The organism is Chryseobacterium sp. CS3K3.1 (assembly GCF_059515165.1).
On sequence record NZ_JCAKRV010000007.1, the window covers coordinates 110604 to 135624 of the forward strand.

17 protein-coding genes are annotated in these 25021 nt (G+C 34.8%); 13 read left to right on the plus strand and 4 right to left on the minus strand.

The genetic code is table 11. The features are described from left to right. Nucleotides 1-131 precede the first annotated feature (131 nt). The 6 genes from rocD (at nucleotide 132) to AC5YGI_RS08850 (ending at nucleotide 6737) form a co-directional block, all read left to right on the plus strand. The gene (gene rocD, locus AC5YGI_RS08825) at nucleotides 132-1379 is read left to right on the plus strand and encodes an ornithine--oxo-acid transaminase (RefSeq protein ID WP_496168016.1); all 1248 of its coding nucleotides are present in this window, start codon (nucleotides 132-134) and stop codon (nucleotides 1377-1379) included. 397 nt (nucleotides 1380-1776) lie between these two features. Continuing rightward, a complete protein-coding gene (locus AC5YGI_RS08830) occupies nucleotides 1777-2523 on the plus strand; it encodes a glycosyltransferase family 2 protein (protein WP_330747692.1) in 747 nt (248 codons plus the stop codon). A gap of 4 nt (nucleotides 2524-2527) precedes the next feature. Further along, nucleotides 2528-3514 carry a WaaS/CpsH family glycosyltransferase gene (locus AC5YGI_RS08835; RefSeq protein WP_496168017.1) on the plus strand — a complete coding sequence of 329 codons (987 nt, stop codon included), beginning with the start codon at nucleotides 2528-2530 and terminating at the stop codon, nucleotides 3512-3514. A 3-nt stretch (nucleotides 3515-3517) separates the two neighbouring features. Then, a complete protein-coding gene (locus AC5YGI_RS08840) occupies nucleotides 3518-4705 on the plus strand; it encodes a glycosyltransferase (RefSeq protein WP_496168018.1) in 1188 nt (395 codons plus the stop codon). 6 nt (nucleotides 4706-4711) lie between these two features. Further along, complete coding sequence (locus AC5YGI_RS08845) at nucleotides 4712-5755, plus strand: glycosyltransferase family 2 protein (RefSeq protein WP_330743941.1); 1044 nt, start codon at nucleotides 4712-4714, stop codon at nucleotides 5753-5755. A 4-nt stretch (nucleotides 5756-5759) separates the two neighbouring features. Continuing rightward, a complete protein-coding gene (locus AC5YGI_RS08850; RefSeq protein WP_496168019.1) occupies nucleotides 5760-6737 on the plus strand; it encodes a WaaS/CpsH family glycosyltransferase in 978 nt (325 codons plus the stop codon). A 32-nt stretch (nucleotides 6738-6769) separates the two neighbouring features. Here AC5YGI_RS08850 and AC5YGI_RS08855 read toward each other — a convergent pair whose 3' ends face one another. Continuing rightward, complete coding sequence (locus AC5YGI_RS08855; RefSeq protein WP_496168020.1) at nucleotides 6770-8836, minus strand: glycosyltransferase; 2067 nt, start codon at nucleotides 8834-8836, stop codon at nucleotides 6770-6772. A gap of 245 nt (nucleotides 8837-9081) precedes the next feature. Between AC5YGI_RS08855 and AC5YGI_RS08860 the strand changes: the two genes are divergently transcribed. Next, nucleotides 9082-10131 (plus strand): glycosyltransferase, encoded by a 1050-nt coding sequence (locus AC5YGI_RS08860; RefSeq protein ID WP_496168022.1) that lies wholly within the window; start codon nucleotides 9082-9084, stop codon nucleotides 10129-10131. A 109-nt stretch (nucleotides 10132-10240) separates the two neighbouring features. Here AC5YGI_RS08860 and AC5YGI_RS08865 read toward each other — a convergent pair whose 3' ends face one another. Together AC5YGI_RS08865 and AC5YGI_RS08870 are read right to left on the minus strand one after the other, a co-directional pair. Continuing rightward, nucleotides 10241-11011: a hypothetical protein gene (locus tag AC5YGI_RS08865; RefSeq protein WP_496168023.1), complete on the minus strand. Its 771-nt coding sequence runs from the start codon at nucleotides 11009-11011 to the stop codon at nucleotides 10241-10243. Nucleotides 11012-11384: 373 nt separating this feature from the next. Then, nucleotides 11385-12773 carry an MAC/perforin domain-containing protein gene (locus AC5YGI_RS08870; protein ID WP_496168024.1) on the minus strand — a complete coding sequence of 463 codons (1389 nt, stop codon included), beginning with the start codon at nucleotides 12771-12773 and terminating at the stop codon, nucleotides 11385-11387. 437 nt (nucleotides 12774-13210) lie between these two features. On the opposite strand from AC5YGI_RS08870, the gene AC5YGI_RS08875 reads away from it, so the two are divergent. The 3 genes from AC5YGI_RS08875 to AC5YGI_RS08885 all read left to right on the plus strand — a co-directional run bounded on the left by AC5YGI_RS08875 (nucleotide 13211) and on the right by AC5YGI_RS08885 (nucleotide 16462). Beyond that, nucleotides 13211-13810: a hypothetical protein gene (locus AC5YGI_RS08875; RefSeq protein WP_330743951.1), complete on the plus strand. Its 600-nt coding sequence runs from the start codon at nucleotides 13211-13213 to the stop codon at nucleotides 13808-13810. A 137-nt stretch (nucleotides 13811-13947) separates the two neighbouring features. After that, complete coding sequence (gltX, locus tag AC5YGI_RS08880; RefSeq protein WP_496168053.1) at nucleotides 13948-15456, plus strand: glutamate--tRNA ligase; 1509 nt, start codon at nucleotides 13948-13950, stop codon at nucleotides 15454-15456. Between the two features lie 49 nt (nucleotides 15457-15505). Then, nucleotides 15506-16462, plus strand: coding sequence for an acetyl-CoA carboxylase carboxyltransferase subunit alpha (locus AC5YGI_RS08885; RefSeq protein ID WP_062675714.1), 957 nt, complete (start codon nucleotides 15506-15508; stop codon nucleotides 16460-16462). Between the two features lie 59 nt (nucleotides 16463-16521). On the opposite strand, the gene AC5YGI_RS08890 is transcribed toward AC5YGI_RS08885, so the two are convergent. Further along, a complete protein-coding gene (locus AC5YGI_RS08890; RefSeq protein ID WP_110011475.1) occupies nucleotides 16522-17286 on the minus strand; it encodes a DUF6759 domain-containing protein in 765 nt (254 codons plus the stop codon). 143 nt (nucleotides 17287-17429) lie between these two features. Here AC5YGI_RS08890 and tsf point away from each other — a divergent pair, with 143 nt between their 5' ends. From tsf to AC5YGI_RS08905, 3 genes are all read left to right on the plus strand, one after another. Then, nucleotides 17430-18254 (plus strand): translation elongation factor Ts, encoded by an 825-nt coding sequence (gene tsf / locus AC5YGI_RS08895; protein WP_110011476.1) that lies wholly within the window; start codon nucleotides 17430-17432, stop codon nucleotides 18252-18254. Nucleotides 18255-18552: 298 nt separating this feature from the next. Continuing rightward, a complete protein-coding gene (locus tag AC5YGI_RS08900) occupies nucleotides 18553-21384 on the plus strand; it encodes a T9SS type B sorting domain-containing protein (RefSeq protein ID WP_496168025.1) in 2832 nt (943 codons plus the stop codon). Between the two features lie 118 nt (nucleotides 21385-21502). Then, entirely contained in the window at nucleotides 21503-24901 is a 3399-nt protein-coding gene (locus tag AC5YGI_RS08905) for an FIDD domain-containing protein (protein WP_496168026.1), read from the plus strand. Nucleotides 24902-25021 lie beyond the last annotated feature (120 nt).

Genomic DNA, 25021 nt, shown 5'->3' on the forward strand with positions numbered 1-25021 from the left:
TCAACAAAGAAAATATTTTCTGATACGATATTATTCCACCCTAAAATCTACTTCAATTTTCCCCCGGAACGATACTGGGTATTTGTTTATGCATATCATTAATATTGTGTAAATTTGTAAAAAACAACAATATGTCAACAGCAGAACAAACAAAAAACTCACAGTATTTTATTGACCTTGAAGACAAACATGGAGCGCACAACTATCACCCCCTTCCAGTAGTTCTGGACCGTGGAGAAGGTGTTTTCGTTTGGGATGTGGAGGGCAAAAGGTACTATGATTTTCTTTCAGCATATTCTGCTGTGAACCAGGGACACTCTCATCCAAAAATCGTAGGAGCCCTGGTAGAACAGGCTCAAAAACTGGCGTTAACTTCAAGAGCTTTCTACAACTCTAAATTAGGAGAGTATGAGCAGAAAATAACCACGCTTTTCGGGTTTGATAAAGTTTTACCAATGAATTCCGGAGCTGAAGCTGTGGAAACAGCGGTAAAATTAGCCAGAAAATGGAGTTATGAAGTAAAAGGAATTGCAGAAAATGCAGCGAAAATTATCGTTTGCGAAAACAATTTCCACGGAAGAACAACCACTATTGTTTCTTTCTCCAATGATCCGGATGCTAACCAAAACTACGGACCTTTTACACCAGGATTTATCAAAATTCCTTATAACGATATCGCTGCATTGGAAGAAGTATTAAGCAGAGAAGCAGGAAATATTGCAGCATTCTTAGTAGAACCAATTCAGGGAGAGGCCGGAGTGTATGTTCCGGATGAAAACTTCCTTAAAAATGCTTTTGAACTATGTAAAAAACACAATGTTCTTTTCATTGCTGATGAAGTTCAGACAGGTATTGCAAGAACAGGAAGACTGATTGCCTGCCACCATGAAGAGGTACAACCGGATATCCTGATCTTAGGAAAAGCACTTTCAGGAGGTATGTATCCGGTATCCGCTGTTTTAGCGAATGACAACATTATGAATGTTATCAAACCGGGACAGCACGGTTCCACGTTTGGAGGAAATCCTATTGCATGTGCCGTAGCAGTAGCAGCATTGGACGTAGTAGCTGACGAAAAACTGTCTGAAAGAGCACAAGAATTAGGAAAGCTTTTCAGAGCTGAAATTGAAAAGCTGATCGAAAAAACAGACCTTATTACCAAAGTAAGAGGAAAAGGCCTTTTAAATGCTATCCTGATCAATGATACTCCTGAAAGTTCTACGGCATGGAATCTTTGCTTACAATTAAAAGAAAACGGATTGCTGGCAAAGCCTACCCATGGAAACATCATCAGACTTGCACCGCCATTGGTCATTACAGAAGAACAATTGCTGGATTGCGTGAAGATTATTGAAAAAACTATTCTTGAGTATAAATAAACCGATATTCATCGGGTATTTTAATATGATCAACACTATTTGAACTGTTGATTTCCGGAAAAGATTAATGGGTATGGTAGTTAAAAACCATACCCTTAATGTATCTCATCAATACATGTGTTTCCCGGATCTACCCTCAGCAATTACTTCAAAAAAGCATAAAAAAATCATATTTTTTAACTTTTTAAAAATTTAGGAATTGTATTTGCTATATACATCCGAATACTATAATGTGCAATCTTCAAAGGTGGCATTTTTTTGAATTCTGCATAATAGAGATAAATGACAAAGATTGGTCTATAAAATTCAAATTTAAACTTATCTTTGAAAGATTAAAACTATTTAGAATGACCTTAAGAGAGATAGCGCCTATTTCCTTATTAAACAAAACGTTGTGATGAATATAAGTGGTTTAATCATAACATATAATGAAGAAAAAAATATACAGGATGTCCTTGAGTCTTTTGATTTTTGTGATGAAATAATTGTGGTAGACTCTTTTAGTACGGATAAAACTGTAGAAATTGCAAAGAAATTCCCCCATGTAAAAGTGATTCAGAATAAATTTGAGGACTTTACAAAGCAGAGAAATTTAGCTCTTGATCATGCAACCAACGACTGGGTATTATTTTTGGATGGTGATGAAAGAATTACTCCGGCCCTGAAGCAGGAAATTATCGTTGAGCTGAACAAACCCGGGCAAAAGGATGCCTATTATTTTTACAGGAAATTCTTTTTTGCCCAGAAACCGATTCACTTTTCAGGAACACAGTCTGATAAAAACTTCAGGCTATTCAGAAAATCGAAGGCCAGATATATGGCGGGAAAAAAGGTACATGAAACTCTGGAGGTTAACGGAACCATCGGAATTTTAAAAAATAAATTACTCCATTACTCCGTTTCAGATTATGAATCTTACAGAAAAAAAATGATTCATTACGGAGTTTTAAAGGGTAAAGAACTGGCTGCAAAAGGGAAAAAGTACAGTGTTTTGGTTCAATATCTTAAAACAGCTTTTAAATTCTTTAAGGCCTATATAATGAGACTGGGTATTTTGGACGGAAAAGAAGGGTATCAGTTATCTTACCTTCAATCTTTAAGCGTTTATGAAACCTATGAATCATTAAAAAAAGAGCAAAATTAGTTAAATGAAGATTTGTATCATTAGTTATGATTTTTGGGATTATGATAAGTATATTGTTGAGACATTATGCAAAAGAGGTATTGATGCTCATCATATAAAGATCAGTAGCGTTACTCATTCCAACTTCAATGAAAGAGCTGTAAATGCTTTAAGCAAAACTTTTTTAAATAAAAATCTCAAGACTGAAAAAAGACAGAAATACGTTCTGGATTCTCTGGAACAATTAGGCCATCAGGATCAGATTCTGGTGATGAATCCGGATACATTTGATCTTTCTACTCTCAAAAAAATTAGAAAATATACAGATCGTCTGGTGACTTATCTTTATGATAATCTTGAAAGAGTTCCTGTAGAAGATAAGCTATATCTTTTTGACAAAGTATTCTCATTCGACTATATTGACGTCAAAAAGCACGGGTTCGAAAAGTTAACAAACTATATTTATCTTCCCCATTGTTCACAGGAAATCCAACAGCCTGAAATGGATCTTTTCTATATCACATCGTATGATAACAGAAGGGTTTCCCTGATAAAGTTACTGGCCAAAAAACTGATTGAACAGGGATTAAAATTCCAGATCATGATCATCGGAAAAAAATCATGGAAACATCAGCTCACGAATATTTTCATGACGGTTCCCAAAAATCTTTTTCTGATTTTCAGCATCAAAAAGATTCCGCACAACGATCTTCCAAAATATTATAAGAACTCAAAAGTTCTACTGGATCTGATGCGCGAAGGGCAATATGGCCTCAGCTTTAGAGTTTTTGAAGCCATGTCTCTGGAAAAGAAAATCATTACTGATAATGAAGCCATTAAAACGTATGATTTTTACAATCCCAATAATATTTTGATTTTAAACAAAAATATTAGTAATCTTAACAAATCTTTTTTTAAAACACCCTACGAGAAAATCCCAGAAGAAATCTATTACAGATACACTTTGGATAGTTGGGTGAATAAAGTTTTTGAACTTGATACTAAAAACTGACAAATGGGAATCTTAAAAAAAATAAAAAAACACTTCGAAAGAAAAGAAAAACTTAAATATCTTCAGTCTAAGGATATCGTCAACATTAATCTGTATAACGATTCCCAAAAAACGATTTTGTTTGCATCAAGAGATTTCCCTGCCCATGATAAAGAATCCGGGGCTAACAGACTGAAAGAACTTATATTTATTTACAAAGAATTAGGATACAACTGCATTATATTTGCTCCCCATATGTTTGAAGACGATTCTTATGTGAAGTTTTATCAGCAGCACAATGTTATCGTTTACATAGAGAACACTAAGTACAGGAATATCTATGATTTCCTGCTTTCTTTTAAAAAGATAGATTACGTTTGGTTCAACGGGCCTCTGGCTCTGAACCTTTTTTATAAAAAAATGAAGGCTGTTTTACCTTCTGCCAAATTTATTTATGATATGGTGGATATTCATTTTTTAAGGTTTAAAAGAGCGATAGAACTGGAACCGACCCGTATTTCTTTAAAGAAAAATTATAAACATTTTTTCCGTCTGGAAACAGTTGTTGCACCACAACTGGATTATATCATTGCCATATCTGATAAGGAGAAAGCAATTATGAGCCAGTATGCAGATAAAAATAAGATCATTACAGTATCTAATATTCATTATCCCAAAATTGATATTTCTGAAAGAAAACGTTTCAGTGAAAGCAAAGGAATTACCTTCATCGGATCTATCCACGAGCCAAATATTGATGCGGTAAAGTTTCTCTATGAAAAAATAATGCCTATCGTCTGGAAAACCAATCCTGAGCTGGAAGTAAGCATCATCGGGAATGTTGCTGAAAAACTTGATCTTAAACTATTTCCTAAGTTTAAATTTTTAGGCTTTGTGGAAAGCATTGAAGAGCATTTTATGAATTCCAGAATTATGGTGGCGCCTTTAAGATTTGGAGCGGGTGTAAAAGGGAAAATCGGACAGGCATTCGAATATTTCTTGCCTGTAATCACAACAGATATCGGAGCGGAAGGAATGAGCCTCACCAACCATAAAAATGTATTGATAGCGAATGATGAAAATAGTTTTGCTCAGGCAATTCTTCAATTAAGTAATGATGAAGAGCTTTGGAATACATTAAGTCAAAATTCTATTGACAGTCTGAAACCATTTTCCATTGAGTCCGTAAGTTCTACTTTGAAAAAAATTTAATTAAGAATGGATAATTCTTTATTTTTAATCAGCATTATTGTTCCGTGCTACAACGCTTCTTATTATGTAAAAGAAGTACTCGAAAGTATACAGAGCCAAACTCATTACAATATTGAATGTATTATTATTAATGATGGTAGTACAGATAATACTCTTGAAATTATCAATTGTTTTTCAGACGAAAGATTCCATGTATACAACCAGAAAAACAAAGGTCTTTCCGATACTCGAAATTTCGGGTTGGAAAAAGCCTCCGGAGATTTTATTTTTTTCTGTGACAGTGATGATCTTCTTCCTTCTAATGCCTTGGAATCACTCATATCCGAGTATACAGGTAAAGAGGATATTATTGTGGGAAAAACATCAACCTATTCATGGGAAGAGAAACGAAACGTTTCATTCTTACCTCAGCCTAAAGAAAAACAACGCTTAGAAAATAAAAATACGGAAGTCCTGCTTAAGAATATAGCGGAAGGCTTAAGTCCAATTGCTCAGAATAAATTATATAAGTCTTCATTTTTAAAAGAAAATAATCTCACCTTTTTAAGTGGAATTTATCACGAAGATGAATTATGGTTCTTTGAAACGATGTTCCAGGCAAAGAATGTTGTCTTTATTCCTGATATTACTTATTTGTACACTATCGACAACGCACAGTCCATCACTAAAAAGAACAGTGATAAAAATCTTTTAGGATATCTGAGTGTTATTCAAACGATATATAACAACTACTATTTACAATATCCTGAACAAAGCAATATTGCCTATTATATTGCCTATTTAAAGAAAATTATTATTGGAAATTACAAACACCATTCAAATTATTCCAATACAGCAATTCATAAGATGGAAACGGTATTCAAAGAAGTTAATCCTAAATTCAATGATAATATTTCATTGAAAAGTATTGAGAAAAAATATTTCCGGTATATTAATACCCTCAGTTTAAAAGATGCTGAGACCATAAAAAAAGAATATTTTAATAATCCCGTCAACAGTCTCAGAAAATACTACAAAATATTAATATTCAGTATCCTTAACTTAAATTAACAAAGTGAAAAAAAAAACATTTCTTTTGGTAATGCCTGATTATTCCGATTTTCCAAAGCTATTTTTAGAAAACTTGGAGAAGGAAGGTTTTGAACCCTATTTAATCACAGACAATGTTTCAAGATTCAAATACAAAGGCTCTGAAAGCATAAAAAATTTTTTCATTAAAAATATTCTTAGAAATAAAGAGTATAAACAAAATCTTATTAAAAAGCACTTTCTCGATGAGCTGAATAAAAACCTTTCGGCCATTACGGAAGAATTGGATTATGTCCTGGTGATTCGTCCGGACAATTTCCCAATTTCATTTATAAAGAATCTAAAAAGTAAAACCCGAAAATTAATTGCTTATCAATGGGATGGCATTGATAAATTTCCCGAGATCAGAAACTATTTCAATTTATTTGATATCTTCTTTTGTTTTGAAAAGGCCGAATCTCAGCCCAATATTCAACCTATTACTAATTTTTATTTTGATCACCTTCCTTCTTCTGAAAAAAAATATAATGCAGAAAAGCCTAAGCTTTACTTTGTAGGTTTATATTGGAAAAGCCGTGAAGAAAAAATTAACCGGTTTATTGATGAAGTCTCAGGTTTATCTATTGAACTTTCTATTTTCATTCAATATTTTCAGGAACCTGAAACGAAAAATGATAAAATACAATATATTCAAAACAGAATCAGTTTCCAAGAAAATCTGGATCTTGTAAAAAGCTCAGACATTCTTTTGGATTTTGTTGATCCATTACACAACGGACTTTCCATTCGTTTCTTTGAAGGAATGTACTATAAGAAGAAAGTAATTACAGATAATGTGATGGTTAAAAAATACGATTTTTACCATCCTGATAATATCTTTGTTGTGGAAAATAATAATTATAAAAATATTGAACAGTTTCTAAAAAAACCTTATTTTACATTATCAGATGACATTGTAAAGAAATATGGTTTCAGTAATTGGATCAAAAAAATCATAACATAGAAATAAGCTTTATTGATAAAAGCCTTCTTTATTTAATCTTTAAATCCTAAATAATTTATAATATTATTGATATTCTTTTCCTGTTGCGCAACTGAGAACTTAGCCAGTGGTAGTGCGCTGTTACTATGAATTGTTTTCCACAAATTTTCATCGTAATATAGTTCCAATATCTTATTTGCGAAATGCTGCGGATCTTCATTGGAAACAAGGGCTGTTTTCTGATCTTCAAGATCCATTCCTTCCGCCCCAATTGATGTAGTGACTACGGGTAGCCCAAACTCCAGAGCCTGCCCTATCTTTCCTTTCACTCCAGCTCCATATCGTAGCGGAGCAACAAATATTCTCGAATTTTCAAACCAGTAGTCCACACTCTTCTGATAGCCTAATATCTGAAACTTCTCAGAATTATATTTTCCTTTAATCTCTTCGGGAAAATGTGGCCCCAAAATATATACTTTAATAGAATCGTCTTTAGCCCAAACTAAAGGCATTATATCTTCATACAAAAACTTCACGGCATCCATATTGGGCATGTGATAGAAACCTCCAATGAATAAAATACCTTCCCGAACAGAATAGTCCATATCCCTGCATTCTACAGGTTCATGAATATTACTAACAGTAAAGATCTTTTCATTTTTGATCCCTTGGCCTGAGACAATTTTCTTTTCTTCATCACTGATGGAAATAACCACATCTGACTTCTGCATTCCAAAATATTCCTTTTCCTTAAAGAATCTCATCTCTTTTTTACGGGACTTTGTTACTTCAATATATTTGTTTTCTCTCTCCATTCTTAGATAATGAAGATCCACCATATCATAAATAATCTTCTTTCCGGAGATCTCATTTTTAATTTTCCCATACCAAAAATCAAATCCAATTGGTCTGAAAATCCAAACAATATCAACATAATGAAGAGCTTCTTTCACTTGATCCAAAACTCTTACAATTTTGTTCTGAGCATTTACATAGTCTTTACAAACTTCCACACCAATGCTCCGAAAAAAATCAACGTAAACCTCATCCTCTTGGTTGGGCTGCTGAATCCCTAAAATAACTCTATGATTATTTTTTTGCAGAATCTTTACAATTTCAAGAAACCTTCTTGAGCCAGAATCCTTATCAGGTTGTGGCATACGTTCCTCCAGAATAAGAATATTTGGTTTTTTATAAAACCTATTAATATTATTTCTTCCTTCATTATCCAGAAACCTTGAATCAGTAAAATACGAATCCCATCTATTCATAAAGACAGTTCTGTTTTTCTGAAGCAAAAGTTCCTTTCCATTATCTTTTCCGGTATAAGAAACATTTTCAAAATGAACAATTTCCGATTTAGGCTGATAATAAATATCCAGATTCTGCTCATATTTCAAACGTTGGCATAGATCTGTTTCTTCGTAATAGGCAGGTAAAAAAGCTTCATCCAAAAGATTAAGTTTTCCATCTGTGTCAGTTCTATGTAATAACAAACTACATCCTGAACAATAATCTACTTTTCTTAAAAAGTTATATTTTGGAGTATCAATAGCTTCACCCCTTCCTAGATTGACAATTTCGGTCTTATTAAAAATAAGACAGCCTGCCTCTTGCAATGTATTGTCTGCAAATACCATTTTAGAGCCAACAGCACCTACATTTTTATTGTTGTTAAAAACCTCCAACAGACTGGACAGATAATTTTCCTGAACTTCTACGTCATTGTTTAATAAATAAACATATTTTCCTCTTGCCTTCCGAATTCCTTTATTTATATTTCTTAAAAATCCTAAATTTTCAGTATTATTAATAATTGTAATTCCGGGAATTGTATCCAGATACTTTAAAGTTTCATCTGAGCTATTATCATTGATAATAATAATTTCTTTTGATACGTCTTTATCATATTGCTCAATTGTATATAGACAATTAAGAGTATATCTTATCTGATTATAAACAGGAATTATGATAGAAACTTCTGGCTCATTTTCAAAAATAAAGTCAAATGTATGTTTTTTAAAAAAGTCTAGTTCAAAATGATTGATCTTCAGTTTTCTCTTATTATTGATAAAATTTCGATCCTTTATTTTATTTTTAAAAAACCTTTTAATTCCCATTTTAAATTTATTATTTTGTCTTGCCTTTTAGAAAAACAAAATTAAGCATTTATTGTAAACTATGAGAGTAATAAGTTGGTTATCTTTTGTCCATGGAGCACAAGAAATTTACTCCTGTTTATCTAGATTTATCGACTAATCAACAAAAGCAGTAATGTCTAAATAAAACCAAAAGCTTTAATGATATAGATTTCGCTAATCAAAAAATATCGCAAAAAATTGTATTCAAAAAGAGTCATTTCATTATGAAAAAAAGAAAGATATATTTCATTTGCCCATCGGTTTCTGTACCTTTTGGGGGTATAAAACAAATTTATAAATATGTAAATATTTTAAACAACCATGGTTATAATGCTACTGTTTTATTAAAAAAAAAGAGAAAAAGAGACAATATCTGGTATCGTGATACAAAAATATCTTATCATTATGAACTTTTAAAAAACATAGAAAATAGTAACAACTCTAAAGAACATAAAAATAGTTTTTATGAAAGATTAAAACTGTTCTATAACAATTTATTTTCACATCCCATAGAGAAAGATGCGCTATTTGTTTTTCCGGAAATATATGGAAAATCATTCCATAAAACTATTCCCAATCATCAGTACGTAATACTTAACCAGAATTGCTACTACACCTTTCAGGGGTATGGATTTGATTATAATGAAAAAAATCCTTATCTAGATAAAAATTGTTTAGGAACTATTGTAGCATCAGAAAATGCACAAAAGTATTTTAATGTTGTATTTCCTACTCTTAGTCTATATAGAGTCCGTTTAGGGATTGATACCCATATTTTCAGTTTTGAAAATAAAAAAAAGAAAAAAATTGCTTTTATGCCAAGGAAACTTGCTGAGGATTCTTTACAAGTTATTAATATTTTAAAAGCGCGAAAAAAGATGGATGATTGGGAGTTTTTCCCAATTGACAATATGGATGAACAGGAAGTTGCAAAACATTTAAAAGAATCCGTATTTTTTTTAAGCTTCAATCATAGAGAAGGCTTTGGGCTTCCTCCTATAGAAGCTATGTCTTGTGGATGTTTTGTAATAGGTTACTCTGGACAAGGAGGAAAAGAATATTTTAAAGAAGAATTTTCTTGTCTGGTTGAAGAAGGTAACATTATTGATTTTGTTGAAAAAATAGAAAGCCACGCATTAGAATATCATGAGAATCCGACTCTTTTTTCTGAAAAAGGGAAAATAGCGTCACAATTTGTTATGAAAAATTATTCCCTGGAAAATGAAACACAAGATTGGATCGGTACGTGGAAAAAAATAATTTCCCAATGCTAGAGTACGATATTCTTTACAAAAGAAACGCTATGTTAGGACGAGACAAACTGCATAAAAAAAGCTAGCCTTTCGGCTAGCTTTTTTATACTTAACTTTTTTTATTAAATTATTATTTTTTATTTGCCCAAACAACACTGCCGTTGTTATTGTAAATCACAATATTTCCATCATTCTGAACTGAAAGTCTTTCAATATTTGATGAGCTTATACCTGTACTGTAAACAGGTCTATGCGAAGAATCATAGACCACCAGATTTCCATCTTCCTGAAAAATAGCGGTTCTTCCACTTCCTGCGGTTGCCGAAGACCAGATATCTTTGTTAGTTCCGTCACTATACATTACCAAATTACCATCTGTCTGGAAAATTAAATAATAATTATAGTTTTCAGAAAATATCTTTTGTCCTTTTACAAATCTAAATCCTTTGTAAATATTACCATTATTATAACGTCCTGTATTAGAACCTCCATTTCCACCGAAATTGTTTCCGTTAGAACCTCCCTTGGAAGACCACAATGCATTTCGTCTTCTGTTATAAATTACAAGATTACCATCATCCTGCATCTCAAGGTTGCCTGCATTTTTGTTGGTTGTATTGCTACTGAATAAGGGTCTGTTTGAAGAATTATAAACAACAAGGTTACCATCTTCCTGAAAAATGGCTCTCGAACCATTACCCTGAGTCCTGGAACTCCATTCCGGCTGATTCTGATCATTATAAACAACCAAATTTCCATCGTTTTGAAAAATCAGAAAGTGCTGATCATTTTGGGAATAGTACCTTCTATCCTTTACCAGATTAGTGCCTAGTGTAATATTTTGAGCCATTATACAAATTCCTGCCAATAGCCCAAACATTGCTAATAAATGCTTTCTCATAAGTTTATGTTTTTTATTTCTTCATGTAAAGATAAATAATAAAAATCATACTTCCTATTCCCCATTAAAATTAGTTGTAAAAGAAAAAATGAATTGAATATAGGTAAAAAACATTCATAGGTTATCTACAAACCAAGAGTTAAATACATAGAAACAATAAAAATCCAACATCAATTTAACATTTGCCTAAGTCCATATATGCACATCCTGGAAAAGGAATAATTAACAGCACATTATTATAATAAATGAAAATGAATACAAACAGTAAGGCACTACTATTTTTTAATGGTAAAAAATACATCATATTATTTATCATTAAAAAACCGTCTCAAAACTGAGACGGCTTGTAGTTATAGAATATCAATATTTTTAATTAATAGGCATAGAATTCAATTCCTTCCTTAATATAACCAGGAGGTGTTGTGCTGGATCTTGAATAATAATGATCTTTACCATTCCAATACTGATAGATAGGAACTGTATTAGGCTGCTGAGTAGCAAAAGCATTAAACTCGATTCCCTCATCTACATATCCCGGATAATATCCCGGAGTTTTTGTATAGTAATGATCTTTACCATTCCAGTATCTGTAGATAGGAACTGTATTGGGAGCTTTGTACAGGAATGCGTTAAACTCTGTTCCTTCAAAAGAATATCCGCTGTAGCTTCCAGCAATTTTTGTATAGTAATGATCTACTCCGTTATAATATCTGTAAATTGGAATGGTATTAAATTCCAGATACACTTTATTATCAATCAGATATTGATCTACATAAGCTTTAAGCTGAGCTTTTTTAACAGGATCTTTTACAAAGTCATAAATAATAATCAACCCGTTGCTACCAAAGTCAACCAAAACAGAATTACTCGCATTTGAGCTCAGTTGCCAGTCGGAAATATTAACTTTAGTATTGGTCTGATCCAGATTCAAATCTCCTACCAAACCTTTTGAAGGATCCCCACCTCTGGTTTTGTAGGTCAACTTTTTAGAAAAATTCATGTGATACTCAGAAGTGTTCACATCATTATCCACATTCACATTAAAGATATTCAGCATTCCTGCCTTTATTCCTATTCTGGCTGCCTTATCACGAGTCTGGCTTGTTGTTTCAGACTGGAATAAAATATCAAGCTTTGCGCCTGTATAAATATCAGTCATTACGTGAGTTCCGTAATCCTGAACAATCTGCTGCGGAGTTTTTGTTTGTAAATCCTGTGCAAATTCCGGAGTAATATAATCACCCAGCATATCTGTAGTAGCGTTGAATCTTACTCTTTTCTGCTTAATCGTAAGGTTATAGCTTCCGTAGATATATTTAGCATCAAACCTATTGTTGGTTGTTACCGCTGAGCCAAAACCTACAGAGAGTATTTTTTTAAACAATGGAAAATTAACTGTTGCATCCACTTTGGTAGAAACCATTTTGGAGTAAGCTTCAGCATTTTCACCATAATCTTCGGAGTACTCCTGAGAATTTGTGTTTTCGCTGATTAATCTGTTGGTTTGCTCCAGTTTAAAGCGGTCAATATCAACCACCTTAAAACCGGCAGCTGTTGCATTGGCATACTCACCGGTAACGTTATAACCATGTCCTAAGACATCATAAATTCCGTCTCCCGCAAACTTGGAAGCAGATAAGCGATTACTAGCTTTTGCCGCAGGGCTTTCAGGAGTTGTCTCGCTATTCAGTTCCTCTGTTGAACATGAACTCATAAAAAGCATCAGTAGACTACTGAAGCAAAATAAAATTTGTTTTTTCATAGTATTATTTAGAAGTTTCCTGCAAAGATAACATTCACCACTATGTGAAAAAAGAAACATCTAATGATTTATATCAATATTAAGTGGATTTAACACTTATTTAAATAATGCTGAAAAACGGGTTTAATTATAAACAGAAAATGAGATTTTAGTTCGTACAATAATTACCATTCTCCAAATAGGAAATTTTACTAAATAATTAATTGAGATATGCGGTATCTATACAAATAAATAGTTTACATTAAAACTAAACTTATGTAATATTACAATCATAGTGTAAATTTTTTATTAAAATACTATTAAAAATAATCACTTAAAAGAGAATTAAAAACAATCGAAAACTCCTATATTTACAAGATTTATCTGAAATACAAACGATAAATTAATCACAGTTAAAAGAAATAATTCATATATTTGTGTCGATAAAAAATTAAAAAATGCAAAAATTTTTAAAAATTTCTACATTAGCCTTCGCTACATTAGCTATTACCTCATGTTCACGAGAAACCGATTCATTGACAGAGCAACCACCTATACAAACTGTCGAAAAAATGAACGTTCAGGAGAGGATTTCATTGACGAAGACGGAGGTACTTGCTGAAAGCCAAAGAATGTCAGGCCTTAATGCCGGGCAATCCTTAGTTTTAAAATATGGAAATGTGAACTTACATTTGGATATGCAATTTGATTCTAATTTAGTGCTCTATGCAAGTCCGATTAATTATTGGGGACCAGTACCTTATCCAGTAAAATGGGCTTCCAATACAGATTTTGGAACCGGCTTATACCAACCTTATTTATCAGCTCAAGGCGATGGTAATTTGGTATTATACAAGGCGCAGCCTTATGTAGCAGAAAACGCTATCTGGGCAACAAATACAGATTCAGAATCAGTATCAAATCCAGGATTTAAACTTCAAATCATAAAAAAAACCAATGCAATAACCGGGACTAAATATTATGCAACTTTTATTCTTGAAGGAAATAATTCTGAAAGGCACGAAATTGCCGTAGAAGAAATTACAGATATCTACTAAATAAAAACTTTTCAGCATATAAAAAAAACTATCTGTTTTTCAGATAGTTTTTTTTATTATCACAATTCAAACTTTCTCCTATGAAACAATTTATTTTTCAAGTTACTTTAAGTAAATTTGCAAAAATTAAAATTGAAATGGAGAAAGTAAGAGTACGTTTTGCTCCAAGTCCTACAGGACCATTACATTTGGGAGGCGTAAGAACCGCATTATATGATTATCTTTTTGCTAAAAATCAAGGGGGAGAATTTGTATTGAGAATTGAAGATACGGATACAGCCAGATATGTAGAAGGAGCCGAAGAATATATTGAAGAAGCTTTAGAATGGTGCGGAATCATTCCTGATGAGAGTCCTAAAAAAGGAGGAAAATTCGCTCCTTACAGACAGTCTGAAAGAAGAGACATCTATGACAGATATACCGAGCAGATCCTGAAAACAGATTATGCTTACATTGCCTTTGATACGGCTGAAGAACTGGATGCAATGCGTGCCGAATATGAAGCGAAAGGTGATGTTTTCTCTTATGATAATAAAACAAGAAACCGTTTAAGAAACAGCCTTGCCCTTTCTGAAGAAGAGGTTCAAAGGTTATTAGACGAAAAGACGCCTTATGTAGTTCGATTTAAAATGCCTGTTGACAGAGTATTAAATCTTGAAGATATTATTCGTGGAAAATTTTCAGTCAATACCAATACTTTAGATGATAAAGTTCTGGTAAAGAATGATGGAATGCCAACGTATCATTTTGCCAACATTATTGATGACCATGAAATGGAAATCTCCCACGTAATCCGTGGAGAAGAATGGCTTCCATCTTTAGGACTTCACACTTTATTATACGAAGCAATGCAGTGGGAAGCACCACAGTTTGCCCACCTTTCTTTAATCTTAAAACCTGAAGGAAAAGGGAAATTAAGCAAAAGAGACGGAGATAAATTCGGATTCCCGGTGTTCCCGCTTGATTTCAAAGATCCTGCTACCGGTGTGATTTCTAAAGGATACAGAGAAAACGGATATCTTCCTGATGCTTTCATTAATATGGTTGCATTATTAGGATGGTCTCCTGCAGATGATAAAGAAATACTTCCTCTGGATGAAATGATCAGGGAATTTGATCTTCATAAAGTACATAAAGCGGGCGCAAGATTCAGTAAAGAAAAATCTGAGTGGTTCAACCATCAGTATATTCAGCTGAAGTCTGATGAGGAACTTCTTCAGATCCTTAAAAATACCGACCTTGACCTTTCCGGTGTATCGGATGAAAAGCTGTTGAAAGTAATTCATCTGATGAAAGAAAGAGCCACTTTCCCAAAAGATATCTATGAAAATGGTAAATTCTTCTTTGAAGCTCCAGTTTCGTATGATGAAAAAGCATCAAAAAAAGCATGGAATGAAGAAACATCGGCAATTTTAGGTGAATTGGCAACTGCTTTTGAAACAACAGGCTTTGTGGCTGAGATATTAAAGCAAACCATGCATGATTTCGCGGAAAACAAAGGATTAGGAATGGGTAAAGTAATGATGCCGTTACGATTATCTTTAGTAGGAGAATTGAAAGGACCGGACGTTCCGGATATTCTGGAAATCCTTGGTAAAGAGGAAAGTATCGCCAGAATAAACAATGCTGTAAATAATTTTAAATAGAATAACCATAATTTTTCATACATTTGAAAGATTTAATTTACTTCAAGAAATGGAATATTTAAGTTTCGAACTTCCTATCAAAGAATTGATGGATCAATACCAGACGTGTTCTTTAGTAGGAGAAGAAAGTGGTGTTGATGTAAAATTAGCATGCAGCCAGATTGAGGATAAGATTTTAGAAAAGAAAAAAGAAATCTATGGAAATCTTACACCTTGGCAAAGAGTACAACTGTCCCGTCATCCGGATCGTCCTTATACATTGGATTATATCAACGGAATGGCAGACAAGGGCAGTTTCTTAGAACTTCATGGAGACAGAAATTTCGCTGATGATCCGGCAATGATTGGAGGATTGATTACCCTTGATGGTCAGAAAGTAATGATCATAGGGACTCAAAAAGGAAGAACGACCAAAGAAAGACAGCACAGAAGATTTGGGATGCCAAATCCGGAAGGATACAGAAAAGCTTTACGATTAATGAAGCTTGCTGAAAAATTCAATATCCCTGTGGTAACTTTAGTAGATACACCGGGAGCTTATCCGGGGTTGGAAGCTGAAGAAAGAGGACAAGGTGAAGCTATTGCAAGAAATATTTTTGAAATGGTTCAGCTGAAAACTCCAATCTTCACTTACATCATCGGAGAAGGTGCCAGTGGCGGAGCATTGGGAATAGGTGTAGGAAATAAGGTATATATGTTGGAGAACACATGGTATACAGTAATTGCACCGGAAAGCTGCTCTTCTATCTTATGGAGAAACTGGGATCATAAAGAAGATGCAGCCAATGCATTGAATCTTACTCCGGCAGATGCCTTAAGAGAAAAGTTCATTGACGGTATCATTGAGGAACCGCTTGGAGGAGCTCATTATGATCAGGAAACAACCTATCTGAACCTGAAAAATTCAATTTTACAAAATATCAAAGCTTTTTCCAAATTTACAGGACAGGAGCTTGAAACCCAGAGACAGGACAAATTCATTGCAATGGGCCAGTTCAAAGGATAAAAAATACAAAAAGGTTAAGAATTTTTTCTTAACCTTTTTTCTTTAGTTTTCTTCTGTTTCTATTCTGCAACATTCAGTGCAATTTCAATATCCTGGCTGATTTTCTTTAAGGAAGAATATTTGGCATCACAAACCATTGTGGTCAGCACGTACTCTCCTTTATCTACCAGAATAAAATTTTCTCCTTTGGCAGGTACACTGAGATTATAATATTTTTTACCACTTATCTTTACAATAAGATTGCAGGTGGATCTGTTTTTAATATTGATATATGCTTCGTTTTTATTAATATCATTATTAAAAAGGTGTGTAAGCATTGCTGCTGTTCTTTTATTTTCTTCACTGGGTCCTGCTTTAGAAGTACCGGCACTTTTTGCAGAACTTACTGATGCAAAGGTAGTTGTTCTTCTTTCTTCTTTTAAAGCTTCTATAGCAGCTGCTGTATTATTAGAGACAGGTTTTCCATTAGCAGTATATGTTTTTTTTGCGGCCATCGTCTTTCCGCTGTTCAATTCATTATTTTTAACGATATTTTCAATTTTTTCTTTGCTGATAGGTTTTATGGTAGGTTTTGCTTCCGGAGAATTCCCTGCCATGATAATATCAATCAACTTTCTTTTAAAATAGTCTGTTTTAGCATGTCCGGGATTCTGCTTCAAAAAGCCGGCAATTACCCTTGCCTCTTTTGAGATCTCGGCTTCCTGTTCGGTATAGATGATTACCGTTTCTTTTTCAACAACCGCTTTAGATTTTGTTTTTTTCTTTTTTTGAGAAAAACCTAGTGCAAAAATGCATATAAATAGAAGGAAGAAGATTTTTTTCATTAATCAAACCTTTAAAATAGTATTAAATATATTAATAACGTGAAAAGTCATTTTTTAGTTTATCATTAAAATCATTATCTTTGCACTGCTCTAAAATTAAGCTAAAAATTAATACTAATCTTAAATAAAAAATAATAGATATTATGTCTTATACACCAGTTGCTGCAGATGTAGCTAAATTAAGAAACCAAACAGGTGCAGGTATGATGGACTGCAAGAAAGCTCTAGTTGAAGCTGAAGGAGACTTCGAAAAAGCGGTAGATATCCTTAGAAAAAAAGGACAAAAAGTTGCTGCTAACAGAGCAGACAGAGAGTCTACTGAAGGGGCAGTAATCGCAAGAGTAAACGAAGACAACACTTTAGGTGCTGTAATTTCTTTAAATTGTGAGACTGACTTCGTTGCTAAAAACGAAGCATTCGTTGAGCTTGCTTACGAACTAGCTGAAATGGCGATCTTTGCTGCTACTAAAGAAGAGCTTTTAGCTACAGATTTCCACGGAATCACTGTTGCTGAGAAATTAGTTGAGCAAACAGGAGTTATCGGTGAGAAAATTGAGATCGGATCTTTCGAAAGAATCCAGGGAGCTTTCTTAGGAGCTTACATCCACGCTGGAAACAAAATTGCTGCAATCACTTCCCTATCTGCTAAAGTAGATGGAGCTGAAGAAGCTGCTAAAGCTGTTTCTATGCAGGTTGCTGCAATGAACCCAATCGCTCTTGACGAAACTGCGGTATCTCAGGAAACTATCGACAGAGAGTTGGAAATCGAAAGACACAAACTTACTGAAGAAGGTAAGCCTGCCAACATTATCGACAACATCCTTAAAGGTAAAATGCAGAGATTCTACAAAGACAACACTTTGGTACACCAGGATTTTATTAAAGACGGAAGTATCTCAGTTGCTGATTATGTAAAATCTGTAAACGCAGACTTAAAAGTAACAGGATTTGTAAGAGTAAGCCTATAAGCTGACTTTTTCAAAAATATAGAATCCCGGTGAATTTCACCGGGATTTTTTATTGACACTATTCATATCTATCGATACGATCAAACATTTGAAAAAAATTAATAAATCTAAATAATTCACATATTAAAGAGATAATAATTAAAAATCAGAAAGATCAAGTCCAGACGCTAATTACAAGTTTCATACCCAAGAAGGCATTTAATTAAAAATAGACGACTTTTATTTAACATTTATTTAAATTTTATTAAAAGTATTTCATTTTTTATTTTATTTTTGTAGAAATCCTAATTCCATACTCATGAAAAGATTTCTACTCAGTTTGGTATTAATTTTTTTGACAATTAATACACTCTTTGCACAAAGGGATACCGAGCACTGGATAGCTCCCTATTACGACAGTGTTGGCGGCAACAGCTATGTCAACATGCTCTATCTTTCCACAGACTCTCCAACTCCCGTTGATGTAACCATTTACAATAACAATGCTCCAGTAACCACCGTTACCATCAGTAAAGGTAATCCGCAGACTTACAAAGTTACCAATAGTCTTATTTCTGCTACCACTACTACTGATGCATTTGTTGTGGGTAATAAGGGACTGTATTTAAAAGCAGCCAAGCCTTTTTACTGCAGCTTAAGACTGGCTCAGAGTGTTCACGGGGAAGTAATAACCAGTAAAGGAAAAGCCGGAATTGGAAAAACATTTTTCGTGGCTGCCGCTCCCAACACCAATACCAGCAGTATTCAGAATTTTACAGCAGGTGTACTTGCAACCGAAGACAACACGAATGTAACCGTATCATGGAATCCAACTGCCGGAGTTGTTTTTATTAATGGAAACCCCACTGGAAATACTCAGACTTTTACTTTACAAAAAGGACAATCTTTCATTCTTGCAGGATCCGGTTCTCAGTCCGGAAACAAAACAGGCTTTATCGGAGCCAAAATTGTTTCTGATAAGCCGGTAACACTGACCAATGGTAGCTGTAATGCCAACTTCTCTGCTTCAACAACCGGAAGTGATCCGGTTCTTGACCAATCAGTTCCGGTTGACAGACTTGGAAATACTTTTGCCATGGTAAAAACAAGGTCTACTCAACCTTCCTTAAACATGGAAGGAGGTCTTATTGTGGCTACCGAAGATAATACTGAAGTATATTTAAACGGCGGAGGTACTGCTGTTGCAACACTTGCTGCCGGAGAATGGTACAGAATCAACGAGACCAGCTATGTTGCTCAGGGTACATCAGGGCATTCAAACATGTTTATTTCCACTACCAAAAATGTGTATTTATACCAGTTTATCGGAGTTTTGCAAAGTGATGCAACCAATGGATTCAACTATATCCCGCCATTAAACTGTTTCCTTCCAAGAAAAATTGATGAAATCGGGAAGATTAATGAAATGCCTCTTGGCGTGGGAGGAGCCAGCTCTACTCCCAGTGATCTGGTAGTAAAATTGAACATTCTAACAGAGGCTGGTGCTACTGTAATGTTGAATGATGCGCCTCTTCTCCCTGAAGCCGGACCTTACCCCCTTGCAGGAAATGCCAACTGGGTAACGTATGCCATCAACAGTGTAACCGGAAATATTAAGATTACCTCTACAAAGGCTGTAACAGCAGGTATCAACGGAGGATATAGCTCTGCAGGATATGGAGGTTACTTTGCAGGATTCTCATCAATCCCTGTTATTGCAAAAAAGACAGGTGAATGTGTTCCGGGAATCGTTCTTGAAGTAGATGATGGATATGAAACCTACCAGTGGTTCCGTGACGGAGTGGCTATCCCAGGTGCTACAAGTTACACTTACACTCCTACTCAATCTGGAAATTACACCGTAAAAGTAACTATGGGAACTTGTCCTCCTGTGACAACTCCTATTTATAAAGTACAAAACTGTTTAAAAGAAACGACGCAGGCTCTTAATGCTTGTTCTACTAAAATCATCACCCCTACGTTTACTTCTTCCACTCAGACTGTGGTTCCAAGTACGGTAGTAATTTTGACTCCTCCTACAAAAGGAACAGCTGTGGTGAATCCAAACGGAACAATCACTTATACACCTAATCCGGGATATCTGGGACCAGACAAAATCGTTTATAAATTCTGCGGAAACTCAGTTGAGTTTACAGATTGCGAACAGGTAACCCTGAACCTTACTGTAGTACCATTCATTGTAACAGATACTTCTATTAAAGCTTGCTGGTATGATGTAGATCATTATGCTTATTTTGACCTTACCAAAGCAAAGGTAACAGACTATAATGCTGTTACCAAAAAATATTACCGTACTCTGAATGATCTTACTGCAGGTATCAATGCAATCACAACACCAGAAAACTTCCCTTCAACAGGAGGATTTGTATATGTGAAAGTAACAACTGCTGAAGGATGTACGGCCAATGCCAAAATTGAATTAATTGTACTTCCAATTAAAAAATCTCCGGTCCTTGTAGATCAGTACATCTGTATGGATGCAAAAACGAACCTGGACGCAGGTCCCGGATATGATTCATACCAATGGAGCACAGGAGCTACCACTTCAGGTATCAGAGATATTGGTGTTGGAGAATACACGGTAATCCTTGGTAAGAACGGATGCTTCCTTACCCAGACTGTAAAAGTGAAAAAAGTGGAAGACCCGGTAATCCAAACTATCGAGATCAACAATAATACAGCAACTGTAATTGTAAGCGGCGGTAAAGCTCCTTTCAAATATGCGGTTGACGGAACTGCTAACTGGCAGGATTCAAATATCTTCACAGGTTTAACAAGAGGACAGCACACGTTCTATGTAAAAGATTTTTACAACTGTACTCCTATTGCTGTAGAAGTTACCATTCCTAATCTATTAAATGCCATTACCCCTAACGGAGATAATGTAAATGATTATATAGATTACAGCGAACTGGCTTATAAGGAAAACCTGAGCTTTGTAGTGTATGACAGATACGGAAACATGGTGTTTACCGGAAACAGATTCAACAACTACAGATGGGATGGAAAACATTTTGATAAAAAACTGGGAACAGGAACATACTGGTACCATATCAGCTGGAATGAATCCAACAAAGAAAAGACTCCAATAAAATATACAGGTTGGATTCTTGTTAAAAACAGAGAGTAATAATTAGTTTTAAAACTATATTGATGAGCCATGATTGCACAATCATGGCTTATTTTTATTATATTTTCAAACATTCAATGCTTTTTATTATTAAATTTGCGATAAATACTAATACTGAATGAAGAAAATTCTATCTTTTTTATTTATATTTTATATTTTCTCCTCTTCTTTTGCCCAATTGGACAGGGAACATTGGTTTGCTCCGATGGTAGATAGAACTGGCGCCCCGAATCCTAATCAGAAACTGTATTTATCTACCAGCAGAACGACTCCCTTCCCGGTAAGCATTTACAATAATAATGTTTTGATTGGTACAGTAGTCATCAGTAAGAGCAATCCACAGAAATTTGATGTTTTAAGAAATTATATTATTACCACACAGCAGACAGATCTGTTTACTCCTACGACAAAAGGACTGTATCTTAAAGCAGAATTTCCTTTTTATGCCAACTTAAGATTCTCAGTATTTAACCATGCAGAAATCATTACTTCAAAAGGAATCCCCTCTACAGGACAAAAATTTTATGCAGCTTCCGCTCCCATCACAGTAAGTAATCCTATCTTGAACTTTATGACGAGTGTATTGGCAACTGAAGATAATACATCCGTTACAATTTCCGGGTACAGCCCTACCGTTCAATTTTCAAACGGGACGACCGGAGCAACTAATCCAACAATTACTTTCACTTTAAATAAAGGACAATCTTATATTATTGATGGGATTGGAAATATAGCCTCAAACTTTGATGGTTTCATTGGTTCAAAAATTACATCAAACAAACCCATCAATGTTACCAACGGAAATTTTAACGGACAATACGCAGGAAACTTCCCTTCCAGCTCAGATATTTTAATGGATCAGGCAGTACCTGTCGACAGACTTGGAAATGAATTCGCACTCGTAAAAGGTAATGGTCCCATTGACTCCCATATGGAAGGGGCTATTGTTATTGCTACCGAAGACAATACTCAGATTTTTGTTAATAATGAAATTCCACCTTTAGCAACCATCAATGCCGGAAAATACTTTGTAATCCCGGATTCCAAATATATCCTCCAGGGAAACGGACATTACAATTTGTATCTTAAAACATCAAAAAATGCTTATGTCTACCAAATTTTAGCAGGAGACTCCAATGTAGGAAATGAAACAGCCACCGGTGGATTTAATTATATTCCCGCATTGAACTGTTACCTACCAAAGCAAATCAATGAACTTGGCCTTATCAATGAAAATTTTGTTCATTCCAATGGTAATCCCGGAGGTATTCTAAATATTCCAACAAAGTTAAATCTTATCACAGAAAGAGGAGCTAACATTACAGTAAACGGAGCAAATCCACCTGCAATAACCGGCCCATACAATATGACTGGTACAACCAATTGGGTTACCTATGGTATTCCCAATGTAACAGGTACCATTACAGTGGTTTCAGATAAAGCAATTATGGCCGGAATTACTGCCGGAAGTGATGCTGTAGGGTACGGAGGATTTTTTGCCGGCTTTCCTACCCAACCTGTTATTCTGCAATCAGGAGGCGGCTGTATTCCCGGGATGGTTCTAACGGTAGATCCTTTAATCTATGATACCTACCAATGGTACAGAAACGGGATTATCGTCCCCGGAGCTACCACATCATCAATCACCCCTACACTACCAGGGTATTATACATGCTCCGTAACAATGGGAAGTTGTGCTCCTTTGGTTACTCAACAGCTCAAAGTCCTGAACTGTACAAAACTAAGTACTAAAACCTACGATGTATGTACCTCGCTGACCATAACCCCAACATTAAGCAGTTCTACACAAACAACTGCGCCTAATACAGTAGCGATTACAACAGCTCCTACACTGGGAACCACAACAATAAATGCAACAACAGGAGTTATTACTTATACTGTAAATACGCCCGGAACATCCGGAACAGATACATTCACTTATACATTCTGCGGCAATGATCCTGATTTTCCGGATTGTGAAACAGTTACGGTTACCATCAATATCCAGGCTCTTACGGTAATGAATGCAACATTATTTGCCTGTGATATCAATGGGCAGGGAACCTTCAACCTGACGACAGCAAATATTACCACCAATTCCCCGGTTACCATTACTTATTATCCTACCATGTTGGATGCCCAGAATGAAAATGCAGCAGCTCTGATTAGCAATACAACAGCTTACAATGCACCCAACGGTACCATTGTATATGCCGTCGTAAAAAACAATATCGGATGTAAAAGTATCGCACAAATAACATTATCTCTCTTCAATAAAGCGATTGTTCTGGATAACTACAATGGTGTTTTCTGTGATGATAATCTGGATGGAACAGTTACTGTTTTACTATCCAATATAACTCCAATTGTACTTAATAATCCCAATTACTTTACTAATGTAAGATACTATGCCAGTGTTTCAGATGCCAATGCAGGGAACAACAATACCCTTCCTAACAACTGGAGCTATACAGCAACCACTACCATTTATATCAGAGTAGATTCTCCGGACGGATGCGCTTCTGTGATCAAACCTTTACAATTCAGTATCGGAGCTAAAATACCGTTGATTACAAAAACCGTTACAGAAAGCGCCTGTGATGATGATCTGGACGGAATTAAAAGTGTCAATTTAACACAGTTTATTCCTCAGTTTACCTTGGATCCCAATGTAACTTACACCTTTCATGCAACTTTAGCAGATGCTCAGAATAATGTAAATGCGGTTTTATCTCCAGTGAATATTACTACTTCACAGACTTATTATATCCGTTTTGAAAAAAATGGAGTTTGTCCTGAAATAGGAACTCTGAAAATCAACATTAAAGTTCCTAAAAAATCAGATATTTTAAAAGACAAGGAAATTTGCCCGAAAACCACTACCACTCTTAATGCAGGGCCTGGATTTGAAAAATACCTCTGGAGTACAGGAGCTACCACTCCCTCCATTACGAATGTTGCTTCTGGAAATTATTGGGTAGAGCTTACCTTTAATGGCTGTGTATACAAGCAATATGTAAATGTTACGGAATTGCCTCTGCCTATAATAACCGCTATTGAAATTGATGGAACAACTGTAAAAGTTGGGGCAAGCGGCGGTACACCTCCTTATGAATATTCTTTAGATGGGGTGGTATGGCAGAGTTCCAATATTTTCTACAATGTACCCAGAGGAGCACACAATGTATTTGTAAGAGACTCTAAAATGTGTGAAGATGTTAAAAAACCATTTGCCATTATTAATCTGATCAACACCATTACTCCGAATGGAGACGGTTATAATGAAGTAATAGACTATTCTGCTTTAATGAAGAATGACAATCTCGTATTCCGGATCTTTGACCGATATGGTGCAGAAGTCTTCAGAGGTACTCCTGAAAACAGATATACCTGGGACGGAAGAGTGGGCGGCAGATATGTTCCTACCGCAAATTACTGGTACTTTATCACCTGGACTGAATATGGCTCCAGCCTGATGATAAAATACACGAGCTGGCTGCTGGTAAAACACAGATAAAAACATAAACCCGGAAGAAAGAGTACCTGAAATTTCAGTAATTCTTTCTTCCGGTTTTTTTTATAGAAATCTCCCATTTTTTAATATATGACAAGTTTCTAACACTCCTTAACAATTAAA